Annotated in this window: 15 protein-coding genes and 1 pseudogene; 4 read left to right on the forward strand and 12 right to left on the reverse strand. The window is 56.5% G+C overall.

Annotated features, from left to right (window positions below; translation table 11 throughout):
* Positions 1-46: 46 nt before the first annotated feature.
* Positions 47-1,318 carry a M20 family metallopeptidase gene (locus AABC73_RS13015; RefSeq protein ID WP_341523930.1) on the reverse strand — a complete coding sequence of 424 codons (1,272 nt, stop codon included), beginning with the start codon at positions 1,316-1,318 and terminating at the stop codon, positions 47-49.
* A 71-nt stretch (positions 1,319-1,389) separates the two neighbouring features.
* Between AABC73_RS13015 and AABC73_RS13020 the strand changes: the two genes are divergently transcribed.
* Positions 1,390-2,160: a GntR family transcriptional regulator gene (locus AABC73_RS13020; RefSeq protein WP_341523931.1), complete on the forward strand. Its 771-nt coding sequence runs from the start codon at positions 1,390-1,392 to the stop codon at positions 2,158-2,160.
* Positions 2,161-2,367: 207 nt separating this feature from the next.
* Here the strand turns inward: AABC73_RS13020 and AABC73_RS13025 are convergent, their stop codons facing one another.
* Positions 2,368-2,712: a helix-turn-helix transcriptional regulator gene (locus AABC73_RS13025; protein ID WP_341523932.1), complete on the reverse strand. Its 345-nt coding sequence runs from the start codon at positions 2,710-2,712 to the stop codon at positions 2,368-2,370.
* A gap of 509 nt (positions 2,713-3,221) precedes the next feature.
* Here AABC73_RS13025 and AABC73_RS13030 point away from each other — a divergent pair.
* Both AABC73_RS13030 and AABC73_RS13035 read left to right on the forward strand, forming a co-directional pair.
* A pseudogene (locus tag AABC73_RS13030) lies at positions 3,222-3,335 on the forward strand (alpha/beta hydrolase); the annotation flags it as partial.
* Between the two features lie 118 nt (positions 3,336-3,453).
* A complete protein-coding gene (locus tag AABC73_RS13035) occupies positions 3,454-5,394 on the forward strand; it encodes a PAS domain S-box protein (RefSeq protein ID WP_341523933.1) in 1,941 nt (646 codons plus the stop codon).
* A 52-nt stretch (positions 5,395-5,446) separates the two neighbouring features.
* Here the strand turns inward: AABC73_RS13035 and otnI are convergent, their stop codons facing one another.
* The 5 genes from otnI to AABC73_RS13060 form a co-directional block, all read right to left on the reverse strand.
* Positions 5,447-6,250, reverse strand: a complete 804-nt coding sequence (gene otnI / locus AABC73_RS13040) for a 2-oxo-tetronate isomerase (RefSeq protein ID WP_341523934.1) — start codon at positions 6,248-6,250, stop codon at positions 5,447-5,449.
* Between the two features lie 22 nt (positions 6,251-6,272).
* Complete coding sequence (locus tag AABC73_RS13045) at positions 6,273-7,553, reverse strand: TRAP transporter large permease (RefSeq protein WP_341523935.1); 1,281 nt, start codon at positions 7,551-7,553, stop codon at positions 6,273-6,275.
* Entirely contained in the window at positions 7,554-8,171 is a 618-nt protein-coding gene (locus AABC73_RS13050) for a TRAP transporter small permease (RefSeq protein WP_341523936.1), read from the reverse strand.
* Positions 8,172-8,240: 69 nt separating this feature from the next.
* Complete coding sequence (locus AABC73_RS13055; RefSeq protein ID WP_341523937.1) at positions 8,241-9,314, reverse strand: TRAP transporter substrate-binding protein; 1,074 nt, start codon at positions 9,312-9,314, stop codon at positions 8,241-8,243.
* A gap of 73 nt (positions 9,315-9,387) precedes the next feature.
* A complete protein-coding gene (locus AABC73_RS13060) occupies positions 9,388-10,056 on the reverse strand; it encodes an RraA family protein (RefSeq protein WP_341523938.1) in 669 nt (222 codons plus the stop codon).
* Positions 10,057-10,168: 112 nt separating this feature from the next.
* On the opposite strand from AABC73_RS13060, the gene AABC73_RS13065 reads away from it, so the two are divergent.
* A complete protein-coding gene (locus tag AABC73_RS13065; RefSeq protein ID WP_341523939.1) occupies positions 10,169-11,068 on the forward strand; it encodes a LysR family transcriptional regulator in 900 nt (299 codons plus the stop codon).
* 86 nt (positions 11,069-11,154) lie between these two features.
* Here AABC73_RS13065 and AABC73_RS13070 read toward each other — a convergent pair whose 3' ends face one another.
* The 5 genes from AABC73_RS13070 to AABC73_RS13090 all read right to left on the reverse strand — a co-directional run bounded on the left by AABC73_RS13070 (position 11,155) and on the right by AABC73_RS13090 (position 15,690).
* Entirely contained in the window at positions 11,155-11,952 is a 798-nt protein-coding gene (locus AABC73_RS13070; RefSeq protein ID WP_341523940.1) for an aldolase/citrate lyase family protein, read from the reverse strand.
* A 38-nt stretch (positions 11,953-11,990) separates the two neighbouring features.
* Positions 11,991-12,794, reverse strand: a complete 804-nt coding sequence (locus AABC73_RS13075; protein WP_341523941.1) for a carbon-nitrogen hydrolase family protein — start codon at positions 12,792-12,794, stop codon at positions 11,991-11,993.
* Positions 12,795-12,875: 81 nt separating this feature from the next.
* Positions 12,876-13,874 (reverse strand): TRAP transporter substrate-binding protein, encoded by a 999-nt coding sequence (locus tag AABC73_RS13080; RefSeq protein ID WP_065835862.1) that lies wholly within the window; start codon positions 13,872-13,874, stop codon positions 12,876-12,878.
* 26 nt (positions 13,875-13,900) lie between these two features.
* Positions 13,901-15,184, reverse strand: a complete 1,284-nt coding sequence (locus AABC73_RS13085) for a TRAP transporter large permease subunit (RefSeq protein ID WP_341523942.1) — start codon at positions 15,182-15,184, stop codon at positions 13,901-13,903.
* Complete coding sequence (locus AABC73_RS13090; RefSeq protein WP_341523943.1) at positions 15,184-15,690, reverse strand: TRAP transporter small permease; 507 nt, start codon at positions 15,688-15,690, stop codon at positions 15,184-15,186. Before AABC73_RS13090 ends, AABC73_RS13085 begins: the two co-directional genes overlap by 1 nt.
* Positions 15,691-15,835 lie beyond the last annotated feature (145 nt).

The following is a 15,835-nucleotide window of genomic DNA, read 5'->3' on the forward strand; positions in this document are numbered from 1 at the left end:
AAAAAAGCCGATGACCAGTCTTGATGCCAGTCTTCGGTGTTTACAGTCAGTCCGGTGGGGTGAAATCTTCCGCCAGATAAGCCAGGATCGATTGCGCCAGGGCGACCAGGTCGCTACGCGTCGTGTATTCATCGGCGGCATGGATGCGACTTTCCGGGCGGATCAGCCCACCGAGCAGAATCTCCTGGATGCCTGCTTGCTGAACCCAGCCCATGTCCGAGCTGCTGGACGAGCCGTAATACTGGAATTGCTCGGCAGTGAAACCGAAGCCAACTCCCAGCGCCGCCTGCCATCGCGGCCAATGTGGACCGGTGGGGTCGGCGACTGGAGCCAGATGGCCGATCACTTCATATTCGACGGACAGTGCCTCGGTGCCAGCCATGGCGGTTTGAATGCAGTGTTGCAGCTCGGTCAGCACCTGCTCGAAGGGTTCCTGCGGCGCATAGCGCCGATTTATCAGGATCTCGAACTGAGCCGGCACGGTCGAACCCTTGCTGCCGCCATGGGCAGCGGCCAGGGTCATGCGGGAAATCAGCGGCGCACCGTTGTAATGAGGCGGCGGGGGCATTGGCCAGGCACGCTGCTGCACTGCAAGTTTCAAGGTGTGCAGGGCATTAAGCAGCGGCAGGCTCTGTTCGATGGCATTGATCGCATTCACCGGTTCCCCCGAATGCGAAGAGCGCCCCTTGACGGTGATTTTCAGATCGACGCTGCCAAAGCAGCCCGCCCATATCCGCGGTGCCGCGCCGCCGTTGAAGCTGAGGATGTGCCCCTCGACACATTGCTGTTCGGCCAGATAACGAATGCCAGGGTACAAGCCACCTTCTTCGTCAGTGCACAGCAACAATGACGGGCAGTAGCGCAGTGGCAGGTTGAAACGTTGAGCCGCGCGCAGAGCGGCGAGGGTGGCGGCAACACTGCCTTTCATGTCGGCGGTACCGCGGCCGATCAATTTTCCGTCGACCTCGGTCAATTGCAGGGGCGGCTGAGTCCAGCCATCACCCGGTGGCACGGTATCGACGTGGAAATACAGGCTACAGACCTCTTGATCACCGGACTGACGGGCAATCAGGTTGATGCGCTCTCCGAAGGCTTCGCCGCTGCGGGTCTGCCACAGCTTCTCTGGCACGGTGACACGTCGGGTATCGAGACCCAGCGGCGCCACCAGTGTCTCCATAAGGTCGGCGAAGGCTCCGTACCCTGCACCAGGAGGAAAACAGGTATCTATGGCGATCATTCGTTGCAGATCATTGATCAGCGAATCATGATCCGCTTCGATCGACTCGAGTGCCTGTTTCAGAGCTGCATTCGTGGACATTTTTTGCACTCGCTGTATTTCTATATAGTTTATAGTTAAGTATCTGCGCACCGCTCGTCAAGGAAAAAGAGATGATAGATAGCAACCCTCCAGTCGCACCAAGTGGCTTCTCGCGCTTGAGCGCGCGCGACAGTGCGCCGCTGTATGAGGTGGTCAAACGGCATATCTCTGAGGCGATCCTTTTGGGGGAATGGACCAGCGGAACGGTCATACCCAGTGAAAATGCACTGGCGAGTGATTTTGGTGTATCAGTCGGAACCGTGCGCCGCGCGTTGGCAGAACTGGTATCTGAGGGGATGCTGATGCGCCGCCGCAAGACCGGCACGGTAGTCACCGGGTGGGCACCGCTGCACAACTTGCGCTACTTCTTCCAGTATTTTCGTCTGCACAACAAAGAGGGGGCGCTGCTGAAGTCGCGCACTGCTTTACTCGACTATCAGCTCGGCAAAGCCACTGCGCTGGACGCTGAAAAGCTGCTGATCGAAGAGGGCAGTCCGGTTTATCGCCTGCACCGTTTACGCAGTATTGATGGCGTAGCAGCGATGCACGAATTTTTCACCGTCGTTGCCAGTAAGGTGCCTGACTTCCCTGGGCCGGACGAACTGCCGGAATTGCTTTATCGATTCCTGTTGGAGCAATACGGTCTGAGAGTGGCAGCAGTTCGCGAGCAACTGACCGCAGGATTGGCTAATGACGAGGATTGCCGCCTGCTGGAACTCACTGCGCCACATGCGGTGATGATCATTGATGCAGTGTCCTTCGATCAGGCGGCGACGCCGGTGATGATGACCCACCAGCGCGCAAGTACCGGACACTTCATGTACGTCAATGAAATACGCTGAAGTATGCGACCGGCAAACAGAGGTGCCGCAGAAGCTGATGGGCATGCTGGACCAAATCAACGGGCGCTGGGGACACTACGCATGAGAAGTCTTCCAGTAGAGCCGGACTGGGGGATGCGGCGACAGGCTGGTTGAAATCAGCCAAGCATGATCATCGCCACCGCAGCCAGCCAGCACCCGCCCAATACAGTGAGCAGCAGCCCGAACCTAAGCACGGTCATCGGCCCCGTTTCGCACGCTCGCCGCCAATGACGTCACGATCCGCTCGATGGCATCGCGATCATCGGGTTCGATCAAGCGAAAGCTCTTGATGACGACGTACTCATGATCGGACAGCATCGTATTGCCCACCGACCTGCGCACGCCGGTAATGATGTACTGCACATCAAACCCGGCGGCATGGATCAGCGACAGGTAATCGGCACGTGGTGAGCGTTGCCCATTTTCGTAATGCCCCTGAGCGTTAGCCTGAATATTGCCCATCGTCGCCACCTCACGCTGCGACAGGCCCTGGGCTTCACGCTCACTGCGTAAACGGTTTGCCAATGTCATGATTCTCCCTCCTTTCCTGGACGGGATAATGCCGGACCGACAAGTGCAAATGAAGGCTCGAATGAACTCAAAAAGCATAAAAAAACCATCCATTCGGATGATTTTTTGGCCTTTCGCGTTCAGCACAACATAGGCGGCCAAAAAGCGTCCGTCCCGACTCCCGCCGACCGGATTTGCCTCCCAATTTTTGCCGGTTGCGGGGGCGTTGCAAAATACATTTCAGCCTGTGCGCGCCGCTGGTTTTTAGCAGGCGATCGGATTTTTCAGTACTCAACGGATGACGCTTAGCGCACCCCGGAATCGCTGTCTAGAATCCTCGGTACTTCGATCTGTGTGGCATCGCCTGGCCGGTTCCGGGACCGGCCTGCCGATTGCACTCATGCCCGGTCAGGAGGAGATCATGCTCAGTTATCTGTACATAGGCGCTAACGACGTCGACGATTGGCAGATGGTGTTTCATCAAGGTACAAAAATCCCGTCTTTGCTGTGAGCGTTCCAGTTGAACATTGGCAGATGTTGAAGTGCATCTTTTGCCCGCTTGCGCACACGGGTTTATCCATCTTCCTACCTCCATCGCAGACAGCGTTCTTGCATACAGTCGTGAATGGATGACGAATCGAGTCAACGCTATGTCTGGCGTGAAAACCATGCCCATACAGCACATGTGCCAAAGGTTGCTCGCCTTGAGCCGCTATTTCGCCATAATGACTGACCGTAATCCTCTGTTCTCACGAGATCAGCATGCATCCCTCCGAATCCCTCATTGAGACATTTTCCGAGAACGACCGCTATCGACTGCTGGTAGACGCTGTCGTCGACTACGCGATCTATATGCTCGATCTCAACGGGATAATCCGTAGCTGGAACTCGGGTGCCAGGCGGATCAAGCAATACGAGCAAAGTGAAGTGTTGGGGGAGCATTTCTCGCTTTTCTATACGCCAGATGACCTTGCGGCGGGCTTGCCCGCCAAGGCGCTGGAAATCGCCGCGCGTGTGGGCAGATTCGAAGGTGAGGGTTGGCGCCTGCGCAAGGATGGAACGCAGCTTTGGGCGTCGGTCGTCATCGATCCGATACGCTCATCTGATGACACGCTCATCGGCTTTGCAAAGGTCACCCGGGATTTGACCGAGCGTAAAGCGGCCCAGGAAGCGCTGCGCCACAGTGAGCAGCAGTTTAGCCTGCTCGTGCAGGGTGTGACCGATTACGCCCTGTACATGCTGGATCGCTCCGGCATCATCACCACCTGGAACGCGGGCGCACAGCGCATCAAAGGGTATGAACCTGCAGAGGTCATAGGCAGACATTTCTCTATCTTCTTTCAACCTGAAGATGCACAGAACGGCATCCCGCAGCGCGCCCTTGATACGGTAGTCGCCGAAGGCCGCTATGAGGGGCAGGGATGGCGCTTGCGCAAGGACGGTTCACGGTTCATGGCCCATGTGGTTATCGATCCGATAAAAGATGAACAAGGCGTCCTGATCGGCTTCGCGAAAATCACCCGAGATGTTACCGAAAGCGCCCAGGCACAGCTTGCCCTGAAAGAGACCCGGGAGGCTTTGTTTCAAGCGCAGAAAATGGAGTCTCTGGGCCAGTTGACGGGCGGTATCGCCCATGACTTCAACAACCTGCTGACGGTGATACTTGGCAGTCTGGAGCTGGCCAAAAAACGTCTCCCTGGTGAATCGACACTGTTTCCTCTGTTGGATAACGCAATCGCTGGCGCTCAACGTGGGGCAACGCTCACCCAGCGAATGCTGGCTTTCGCTCGTCGGCAAGAACTCGATCCTAAACCCGTAGACGTCGTCAGCCTGATCCGGGACATGGCCGATCTACTGTCGCGCATGCTCGGCGCAGGTATCGAGGTAGACACAAGATTCCCTCTGATCCTGCGGTCTGTGCTGGTCGATATAAGCCAGCTGGAAATGGCACTCATGAACCTGATTATCAACAGTCGTGATGCAATGGCGGGACGTGGAAAAGTTCTGATATCTGCCCGGGAAGATTCAATTCCAGGCTCAGCACTGAGCGATGACAGGTTTATCTGTATTTCAGTTGTCGACGACGGCGCCGGGATGGATGAGGCAACCTTGCAGCGCGCCATGGAGCCCTTCTTTACGACAAAAGGGGCAGGCAAGGGCACGGGACTCGGCCTCTCGATGGTCCATGGTCTGGCCGCTCAGTCCGGTGGTCACTTCTTACTGAAAAGCTCGATCGGGCAGGGGACGACTGCCGAGCTTTGGCTGCCGATCGCAGCGGTCGACGCGGCGGCTCAGGCTGCAGACGCATCGAGTTGTATTCCCGGACAGGCAAATTCCGAACAATGTCGAAGCCTCAAAGTGCTGTTCGTCGACGACGATCCGTTGGTATTGATGAGTACCGGGGCAATGCTCGAAGACCTTGGGCATCGCGTCGTTCTTGCCTCTGAAGGGCTGGAGGCGTTGGCAGCGCTGGAGCACTCAGCGGATTTCGATTTAATCATCACTGACATGGCAATGCCCGATATGACGGGGCTCGAACTTGCCGAGATAATCGCCGTGCGGTTTCCTGATATCCCGATCATCCTGTCTTCTGGATTTGCCGAACTCTCGTCTGATGTCACGGTCAGTCTGCCCAGGTTGCCCAAACCATTCGGTCAGAGCGCGCTGGCCAGTGTGATTGCTGAGGTTGTGCGGCTTGTTTGACTGACAACTGACTGCCACACTTTCCCCGGCTTCATGGTCGTCGACCTGGAAGCTATGCTTCGCTCTGGATTGATCGGGCTTTCCAGTCACGCAGCCATTTCAAACCTTCGGAAGTGTTGCCGCGTGGCCGGTATTCGCAACCGATCCAGCCGCTGTAGCCCAACTGATCGATCAGCTCGAACAGGTAGGGATAATTCACTTCATTGAGCCTGTCCGGTTCGTGGCGGTCCGGTACGCCCGCGATCTGGATATGACCGATACCGTCGATATCACGACGCAGCCTGGTCGCAACGTCACCCTCGACGATCTGGCAATGGTAGATGTCGAACTGAACCTTGAGGTTGGTCTTGCCGAGTTCCCTGCAGACGGCCTGGGCCTGATGTTGATGGTTGAGGAAAAAGCCCGGAATGTCGCGGGTATTGATCGGTTCCAACAGCACAGTCACGCCAACCTTGGCTGCTTGTGTCGCTGCATGGTCAAGGTTTTCCAGATAGGTTGCATGGTGTCTGCCGCGCTCCGCTTCAGACGACAGCTGCCCGGCCATGACATGGATGCGATCGTTGCCCAGTACGGCGGCGTATTCCAGGGCCTGCTCAAACCCGATACGAAACTCAGCTTCGCGCCCCGGCAAGGATGCTATGCCTTTTTCTCCTTTCCCGACATTGCCGGGCGGGGCGTTGAACAACGCCTGGACCAGACCATTGTCGTCGAGCCGCTGTTTCAATTGCCGGGCGCTGTAGTCATAAGGAGACATGTACTCCACGGCCTGAAAACCATCGGCGGCAGCGGCGGCGAAACGATCAAGAAACGGGTGTTCCGGGTACAGCATGCTGAGATTGGCAGCGAAACGAGGCATAGAGATTCCTGAAAGCAAAAAATCAAGCAAATTGTGGGAGCCAAAGCGCGATCTGCGGAAACATGATCAAGAGCGCGATCAACATAAGTAATACAAAACAGAAAGGTAAGGCGCCGTAGACCACATCCAGGAACTTGCCTTTATTGCGAATACTTTGCACCACGAATAGATTCATCCCGAATGGGGGCGTGATTTGTCCCATTTCGCACAGAATGATAAGTATCACGCCAAACCACAGTGGATCGAAACCCAGGGCGACAATGACTGGCACCACCAGCGGTGCCGTGGTGATCAGCATGGCCAGCGTATCCATGAAGCAGCCGAGGATGATGTAGAACACAATGATGGCCAGCAGCGTTCCCATCGGGGACATGTCGAGGTCCGTCACGAAACTGACCAGGGTGGATGTCAGCCCTATGGAAGACAGCACGAAATTGAGGAAGAACGCCGACAAGGTAATGAATATGATCATTCCGGTCGTACGCATAGTGGATTCGAAGGCCTGCGCCAGATTTTTCCAGGTAAACGCGCGTCGCCACAGGCCCAGTGAAAACGCTGCAATGACCCCCAGGGCCGCCGACTCACTGGCAGTTGCGAAGCCGCTGTAGATGGCTCCGACCACCAGGGCGAAGATGGCCAGCGGCGCAAGCAGGTCGGGAATGCTGTCCCGTCGTTCAGCCCAGGTTGAGTGCTCTTTTTTACCCCCCAGTTCGGGGCGGATAATGCAAGCCAGGACGATCATTGCGACAAACATGAAGCTGAGCAGAATGCCCGGAATCGTCGCTGCCAGATAGAGTTTGGGCACCGACAGATTGGCGATCAGCGCGAACAGAATCATGTTGATCGAGGGGGGGATCAATATGCCAAGGGTACCGCCAGCGGCGATAGATCCGAGGAACAGCGGCGCTGAATAGCCTTTTCGCTCCTGCTCCGGCAGGGCTATGGTCGAGATCGTCGCGGCGGTCGCCACGCTGGAGCCGCTGGTTGCCGAAAACAGTGCCGAGGCGCCAATGTTGGAGTTCATCAAGCCGCCGGGCAGCCACGAAAGCCATTTGGCGACGGCGCCATACATGCGTCCTGCGACACCTGAACACACCAGTAATTCGCCCATGAGTATATAAAGCGGAATCGCCACCAGCAGGAATTCGGCGCTGGTGCTCCAGGCGATTTCGCCCATGGCGTTGCTCAGTGGCAAAGTCGAAAACAGTTCTGACAACGAAATGCCCAGCAGGCCGATGCTGACCGCTGCGGCCACGCTCAAGCCAAGCAAGGCGAGCAGGGTGAAGAGGGTAAAGGCCAGCATCTAGTGCGCTCCATTCGATGGGGAAGTTTTGCGCCCCGGTGCGGGACTGTGGATTTCTTCTTGAATGTCCTCCTCGACGGAGTTGATACCGATCAGCGCAGTGATCGACGCCCATCTTTGTTGACGCAGATGCGACAGGCTCGCGCAGGCCAGTACCACAATGGTCAGGGCAAAAAACACGTAACCTGCGAACCAGACTGATTGAGGCACCCACTGCGGAATTTGCAGCGGCGTGGTGGAAACCGAGCGGTACTGAATGGAGTCCCACAGCACACCCCATGAGTGGAACAGCAAGGTACCGACGAACATCGCCATGCAGCTCAGGGCCAGCAGGTCCAGCGATGTTCTGGTTTTGGGCTTCAGCCGTGAGTAGATAATGTCCACCCGGATATGGGAGCGCTTTAACAGGGCGATGGGAAACGCCCAGGTGCTGACAATGGCCAGGACATAACCGGCAATTTCGTCGGCTCCACCCATGGACAGGCCGATGGTCTTGCGCAGGATCAGGTCGGTGCCGATCATCAATGCGGTGCCCATCAGTGCAATGCCGCCGAGCCATGCGCTCAGCCTGGCGATGGTGTTTACGAGCCTGATACCAGAAAAATCAGTGTGTTTCATGGCTGGGGTTCTCCGCAAACGGGGCGTTCAGAACGCGCAACAACTGTTGTCGCGCAGATTCACAGGTACTCAACGGATTGGGCGCGGGTCAGGGTTTTGCAGATTTACGCCAAGGGCAACGCCGGCCGTGGCATTCCAGCGCTCGACACATTGCGCCCCGCAGCGTTTGCCCCAGTTGTTGGCGATGTTAAGAACAGCGTCCCGCACCACCTGTTTCTCGGCGTTTGTCGGTGTGCTGACCTGCATATTGGCGGGGTGGTGAATCTGGCAGTCAGGCGCGCCGATATTGCAGGCCAATGCAGAGTGATTTTCTTTGGCGGTTTCTTCCCACCACCTGGCTTCGAGTACGTCGGACTGTTCTTGCAGCAGGCGCTGTACAGGTTCGGGCAATGACTGCCAGCGCTTAAGGCCAATGGCGTAGAAACCAATCGACCAGTCCACCGGCAGGTTATAGATGTGGTTGGCGACGTCGTACCATCTGGCCGCGTTGCCTGAGCCAATGCCTGTCACCGCACAATCAATGACCCCGGTCTGCATGGCCGTCACGACCTCGGCGAAAGGCAAGGTCATGGGCGATCCGCCGAGCGCTTTGATCATCTCGGACATATTGCGTCCGCGAACGCGAATCTTGCGTCCCTTGAGGTCCTCTATCGAGGTGACGGGGGTGCGACAGAAGAACACTTGCGCCGTATAGGGCACCGTTGCCAGCAACTTGACGCCATGTCGTTCGGCCATGCGTTGCGCCAATACCGGTTTGAACGCAGTCGAAACCCGATGTGAGGTTTCGATATCGGCAGCCAGGCCGGGCAGATCAATCCCTTCGAAGAACGGATCATCACCGGCAACAAAAGCGAAAACCCCCATGCCGACATCAACCGCGCCAAGACGTAGCAGGCGCACCATCTCCGGACCTTTGAGGCCGCTTTCCGATAGCCCTCTGAGGCGAGCCGTGACGGTCCCGCCAGAGCTCGCGGGCAGGGTCGTGTTCCAGAACGGCTTTTCCACCGCGCGAAACGTGTAATTGTGGCTGCCACCGCCAATGACATTGAAGTGGGTGGTTGCCGGGGTGTCCGCAAAGGCTGCGGGACCGATAAGACCGCTGAGCAGGGCAATGATCAGGGGCGGAATCTTGAACGGTTGCATGGTAGTCCTTTTGTTTTTTTGAGGGAGCTACATGGCAGAAACGGGGCAGCAAAGCGGATCTGTGTTCGCCTGTTCAGAGGTCCCCGATTGCAGCGTTGATGATCGATCTGGAACCTACGACATCCGGGAATTTCTCGCCGTTTGCCAATCTTGCCAAGGTGATTTTTTCGTTGTCCTGAAACTTGATTGCGCGTCGGGCCAGTCTGAGGACCTGGTCTGGCTTGATGATGACGATGCCGTTCTCATCGGCGACCACGGCATCGCCGGGATGAACGACCACACCTCCACATTGGACCGGCGTACAAAACTCACCTTCGTTGCCCTTGAGCCGGGTGGTCACGGCACTGGCGCCCCAGGACCAGATGGGAACACCATGCTGGCGCAACTCACCCAGATCGGTGACGAAGCCATCAATGACAATCCCGGCGATTCCAGCCTGCCTGGCTGCGTAAGCCATGGCTCCGCCCATGGCCGCCGTGACGCGCTCACCGCAGCGATCCACGATGAGGAAATCGCCTGGCCTTGCGCAGCCCATCGCGTAATGCAGAATTCCCCCATCAGCCCCAGGCATTCTAACTGTGACTGCGGTTCCAACGGTTCTAATGTCCTGGAAGTGTGCTTTTATCCGGGGACTTAAAATACCTCTAGTGGTGAAGTGGCCGATCGTTGCCGGCTCCGCTGCGAGGAGAACCGAAAGTTCCTCCCTGTCGATCTGTCGTGGCAGTTCTTCAATAATATACATACTGGAATTTACTTGTTTTTGATGAATGTCTGATACAGTCCGTCCATCCTAACAAGCATGATTTTAATGCGATAATAAAAAACAACGAGTCAACGGCGGGACGATTTTTATCATGAGAATTACCCTGATGCAGATCGAGGCTTTCTATTGGACTGCCCGACTAGGTGGTGTTCATGCGGCCTCTCGACATCTTCATTTGACACAACCGGCAATTTCCTCTCGAATTCGCGAGATGGAGTCGTTGCTGAGTGTGAAGCTTTTTGACCGCAGCAAGCAGCGCATGATCATCACCGCCGATGGCCTGATCGCTCTGCAGCATGCGGAGCTGGCGCTTAACAACAGCGTGAAGCTTGAACAGTTTGCCGCCAAGCAGAAGCAGAATCGCAGATTGCGCGTCGGTGCTGACGAATGTTCGGCAATGGTCGGGTTGACTGCGGTCATTGCCGAGATCAAGACGCATTTTCCAGAGATCACCCTTGAAATCACCATTGATGTAGGGGCGGTGCTTAATCAGAAGCTGAATGATCACGAGCTTGACCTGGCGCTTCTGACCAACCCGATTACGCGAGACGATGTCACGGACATCTTTTTAGGATGGATGACCTTTCAGTGGGTGGCCGCCGCACAACTGGAGATCGAAGGGGGGGAGTTTCTACCGAAACACGCTTGCGCCCATCCCATAGTGACGCATTCCGCGCCCTCGACATTGTACTCAGTCGTTGAGCGGTGGCTGAAAGAAGGGGGGAGTGTGTCCGAGGCTTTTCACTCCAGTAATTCCCTGGCGTTTATCGCGAAAATGATCTCTGCCGGATATGCTATCGGGATTCTTCCGGTTCCGTTAATTCGAGATATGTTGGCTGTTGATTTGTTGAAGGTGTTGCCCTGCAAGCCCGCTATAGAACCGGCCAGGTTCTGTTTGTCTTATGTAACGGAAAGGCCTGATGTTCAGCTCGATGAGTTGGTTGCACTTACTCAGGCGACACTGTTGCGTCAAAATTTTTTAGTCAGCTAACGCTTTCCGGGATACTGTTAAGGCCGAATCAAGTTTATTGATTCGGCCTTAATTGTTTATCCGCTGTTCTTATTGAAGGATTTCCTTTACCCCTGAAGTGTCTTCTGAATGGCCGAGATATGTTGTCCAGCCTGGTTCAGCCATGACAGATCACTGCCCATCAGTAACATGTCGCAGCCCATATCCAAAAGGCGGCGGGAAGTCTCCGTGTCTGCGGGAAAGCAGGGCACCATGACTTGAATCGAGCGGTCATGACATTTCTCGATCAGCAATGCCAGCCGCGCCAGGACTTCGGGATTGCCGAGGCGATAGTCGACCGGCAACTGACGCGACAGCGAATAATCCGCCGGGCCGAAGTGCACCGCATCAATACCTTCGACGTCGAGAATTTCATCGATGTTGTCGAAGAACTCATAGCTTTCGGCCATAGGCACGATGACACTACGGGAGTTTTCCTTTTGCGTGTAACTGGCCCAGTCAAATCCGGGGCCAGCAAAATTCGCGGAGCGAACCGAACTGTCACCGCCGCGCCGCCCGAATGGGGGGAATTTGCTGTAGCGGATGATTTCCCGCATCTGTATGGCGCTGTGGACTTGGGGAACAATGACCCCTGAAGCACCCATTTCCAAGGCTTTACGGATGTCCCATTCGAGGGTGCCGCGAACGCGTACCAGGCTATGGATGGAGGCATGGTTGGCCGCCAAAATCAATTTTTCCATGTCTTTGTCGACGCCAAGCGCAGTGTGTTCGGCATCAACGAAGACAAAATCCAGCCCCCAGTTGCCAGCCACTTCGATGGCCATGCAGGACGTACTGTAGATGTTCATCCCGAACGTCGGGCCTTCAGCCATTCGATCTTTCAGTGAGGTGAGCTTCTTGTGCATTGCAAGTACCTGAGAGTGCGTAATCGGTGACTGCTGCGTCAGAGGCGATAGGTCTCTGGCAGCCGGTCGCGGAAGGGGTGTATCTCGAACACGCCCGGGTCGCGTATCAATGACTTGTTACGCGCCTTGTCCAGGTCGATGTCGACGCTGAAGACGCCATCTTCCTGTCCTGCGCGGATCAAGGTCCTGCCGGAAGGTTCGATGATGTGACTCATGCCGATGAACTGCATGCCGCCATCCAGGTCGTTACGATTCGGGGCCACGAAATAGACGATGTTTTCGGCCGCGCGCACGGTACTGAAAACGTCCGGCAGCAGGCGCGCCTGTTCGGGCCAGGCCGCTGGCAGGATCACGATGTCAGCGCCCTCCAGTGCCAGGGTGCGAATGACTTCGGGGAACCGGATTTCATAGCAGATGGCCAGGCCGATACGGCCGATCTCAGTGTCGAATACCGGCGGCGTCCATTCTGCTGGGCGATCAGTGAAGCGGTCACCGATCATGAACGGCAGATGACGCTTGCGATGCAGGCCTATGATCCCTTTGGGGCCGATCAGTGCGGCTGTATTGAAGATCGAATCGGCGTATTTTTCATAGAAGCCGACGACAATGTGGATACCGGTTTCCGCCGTGGCCGCGAGCAAGGGGTCAAGTGCATTGAGACTGATGGCACCTTCTTCCAGTTCTTCGCGGCTGTCGAAGGAGCCTCCGGTCAACAGGCATTCGGCAAATGCGATCAGACGCGATCCTTCTTCTGCGGCTTGACGCGACAGTTGGGCAACTTTGTCGATGGTTTGCAGCGGATTACCAGCCACCGGGTGGATCTGTGCGACCGAAATTTTCATGGTGTTGCTTCCTCTCTATTGTTTAAAAAGCGTGCGCTGAGTGGGGCGGCCAGCGCAGGGCCGGCCGTATGTCCGGCATCGTTATTGCGGCTGGTAATCCATGGCCTTGTAGACTTTGCTCACCAGTTCGGGATTGATCTGCGCGGCGTATTTTTCGATCACAGGACGGACCTTTTGCTGAATGCGCGCGATCTCTTCGGGAGCCAGCTCGTTGACTTGCATGCCGGAGCTGCGCAGTTCGGCAATCGTTGTGCTGTCGGCCTGGCGGGAAATTTCGCGTTGCTCAAGGCGCACTTCCATGGCGACCTCCGTGAGCAGCGCCTTCTCATCCACATTCAATGTGTCCCAGAAGGGCTTGCTGATCAGAACAATCTGCGGGTTGTAATTGTGCTGAGTCAGACTCAGGTATTTCTGAACTTCATTGAACCTTGAGGCGAGGATCAGTGCCGCCGGGTTTTCCTGGCCGTCCACCGTGTGGGTCTCGAGTGCGGTGTGAACTTCGGTGAAGGGCAGGGGTGTTGGATTCGCGCCGAGTGCGGTCCAGGCGTCCAGGAACAAGGGCGATTGTTGCGCGCGAATCTTCAGGCCAGCGATGTCTTCCATTTTCTGCACTGGCCGGACGTTGTTGGTCAGGTTGCGCACGCCCAACTCCCAGAACGCCAGGCCGACCAGGTTTTTCGCCGGTAACTGGTCGATCAGCATCTTGCCGACTTCGCCATCCAGCATGGCGTCGACCTTGGCCATATCGTTGTAGATAAAGGGGAAGTCGAGAATGCCGAAGTCGGTCACATGATTGAGCATCAGGCCGGCGTTCCAGGTCATCATTTCCACCACGTTACCCTGCAATGAGGAGAGCACCTGTACGTCGCCACCCAGCACTCCATTGGGGAAGGTTCGTATCTTGATCTTGCCTCCGCTGCGTTCGTTGACCTTTTTGGCAAACAGCTCCATGCCGATTGCCGGCGGCGTTCCCTTCGGGCTGGTTGCGGCAAACTTGATCGTGCGCGCGTTGTATTCGGCGGCGAAGCTCAAACTGCTGGCCAGCAATAGGGCAGCAAGAACGGTGAGTTGCTTGTTCATGGTTTTTCCTTTTTTTGTCAGTTGTTTTAGTGGGCGAACCATTGCGCCGGAACAGTCACCAGCTCGGGGAAGATCACCAGAAGGAAGAGAACGATGACTTCGGCGATCAGGAACGGGACGGTGCCTTTGAGCAGCGCTTCGTAGCGCATGTTGCCGATTCCACAGACGACGTTGAGCACCGTGCCCACGGGCGGTGTTATCAGGCCGATGGAGCAATTGATCATGAACAGCACGCCGAAGTAGATCGGGTCGATGTTCGCAGCGGTCACTACCGGGACGAGGATCGGCGCCAGCAGCAAAATCGTCGGTGTCAGGTCCATCACCATGGAGATCACTAGAATCAACAGCATTAACACCACGATCAGCAGTTTCGGGTTGTCCATGAAGGGTTGAATGAGCTCGATGATCTGCCCCGGGATGTCCGCGATGGTAATCATCCAGGCCGGGATCGAGGCTGCGGCGACCAGGAACATGACAGCCGCAGTAGTCTTTCCTGCGCGCATCAGCAGCTCGCTGAATGATTTCAGGCTTAGTTCACGGTAGATCAGCGATGACACGAGCAGCGCATAGACACTCGCCACTGCGCCCGCCTCGGTAGGTGTCACTAAGCCGAAGCGCAGGCCGGCCACGATGATCACTGGCAACAATAGCGCCCAGGTGCTGTCGGCCAGGGCCTTGAGACGTTCCTTGCCAGAGGCCTTCGGACTCAGTTCGACGTCGTTGTCACGGCGTGACACCAGCCACCAGGCGATGACTAGCGCAGTGGCGATCATCAGCCCTGGGGCGATCCCCGCCAGGAACAGTTTGGTGATCGACAAACCGGAAGCGACCCCCAGCACGACAAAGCCGATGCTGGGCGGGATGATCGAGCCGAGCACCGAGACCGAGGCGATCAGGCCGCCGGATCGATTGCGGTTGTAACCTGCAATGACCATCATCGGGAGCAACAGCGCCGTCAGCGACGCCGCGTCGGCCAGTGCCGACCCGGACAGGCTGGAGAGCAGTACCCCGGCGAAGATGGTGACGTAACCAAGGCCGCCGCGCATATGGCCGACCAGAGAAATGGCCAGGTTGATGATGCGCTTGGACAGGCCGCCGCTGTTCATGACCTCACCGGCGATGATGAACAGAGGAATGGCCAGCAACGGAAAGCTGCCCGCCGAGTTGATGATGTTCTGCGCGATGATCTGGCCGTCGAACAACCCGAGCAGCCACATCAGGGCTACGCCGCAGAGGATCAGTGCATAGGCGATTGGCGCGCCTATGAGCAAGGCGGCCATCAGCACGCCGACAAAAACGCCCAAGGCCATTATTTGAGCACCCCGTGTGCGGTTGAGGACAGCGGCACGCCAGCCGGTGTGGCCAGGTGTTTCACCAATTGAGCGCAGAGCAGGATGGTGCTCAAGACGCAAAACACCAACCCGGCGCCATAGAACAACCCCATGGAAACTCCGGTGGAAGGGGCACCCACATGCAGGTTGATCAGTGTCTGCTTCCAGCTGCCCTGGAGAAACAGCGAGGTTGTGAACAGCATCAGCAGATAGGTCAACGTCAATAAGTGTTTGGCTGTTCGGGGCGAGACACGGCTGGTCAGGATATCGACGCCGATATGGCCTTTTTCATGAAGCATGAGTTGGGAGCCGGCGAATACGAGCCAGACGAATGCCAGCCTGGAAATTTCTTCAGTGAAGAACAAGCCGGAATTGAAGCCGTAGCGCAACACTACGTTGGTGAAGATCAGCGCAGTGATACAAATCAGGCACGCAATGATCACCACCTTCAGCACTAGAAAATAGAGTTTCAGGAGTTCTTTCATGGTGCTTGCACCACGGTGATTGTGTGGGGGCTGCGCAACCGAGATTTTGCAATGAGAGAGCCACTGAGCCGGTTGGAGCGCGATGCAGGACAATGCAAACGGAGCATAAGTGAAATCACCTTTATTATTAGTTGTAAGTCGTCGT

It is taken from the genome of Pseudomonas sp. G.S.17 (assembly GCF_038096165.1).
Classification (GTDB): Bacteria; Pseudomonadota; Gammaproteobacteria; order Pseudomonadales; family Pseudomonadaceae; genus Aquipseudomonas.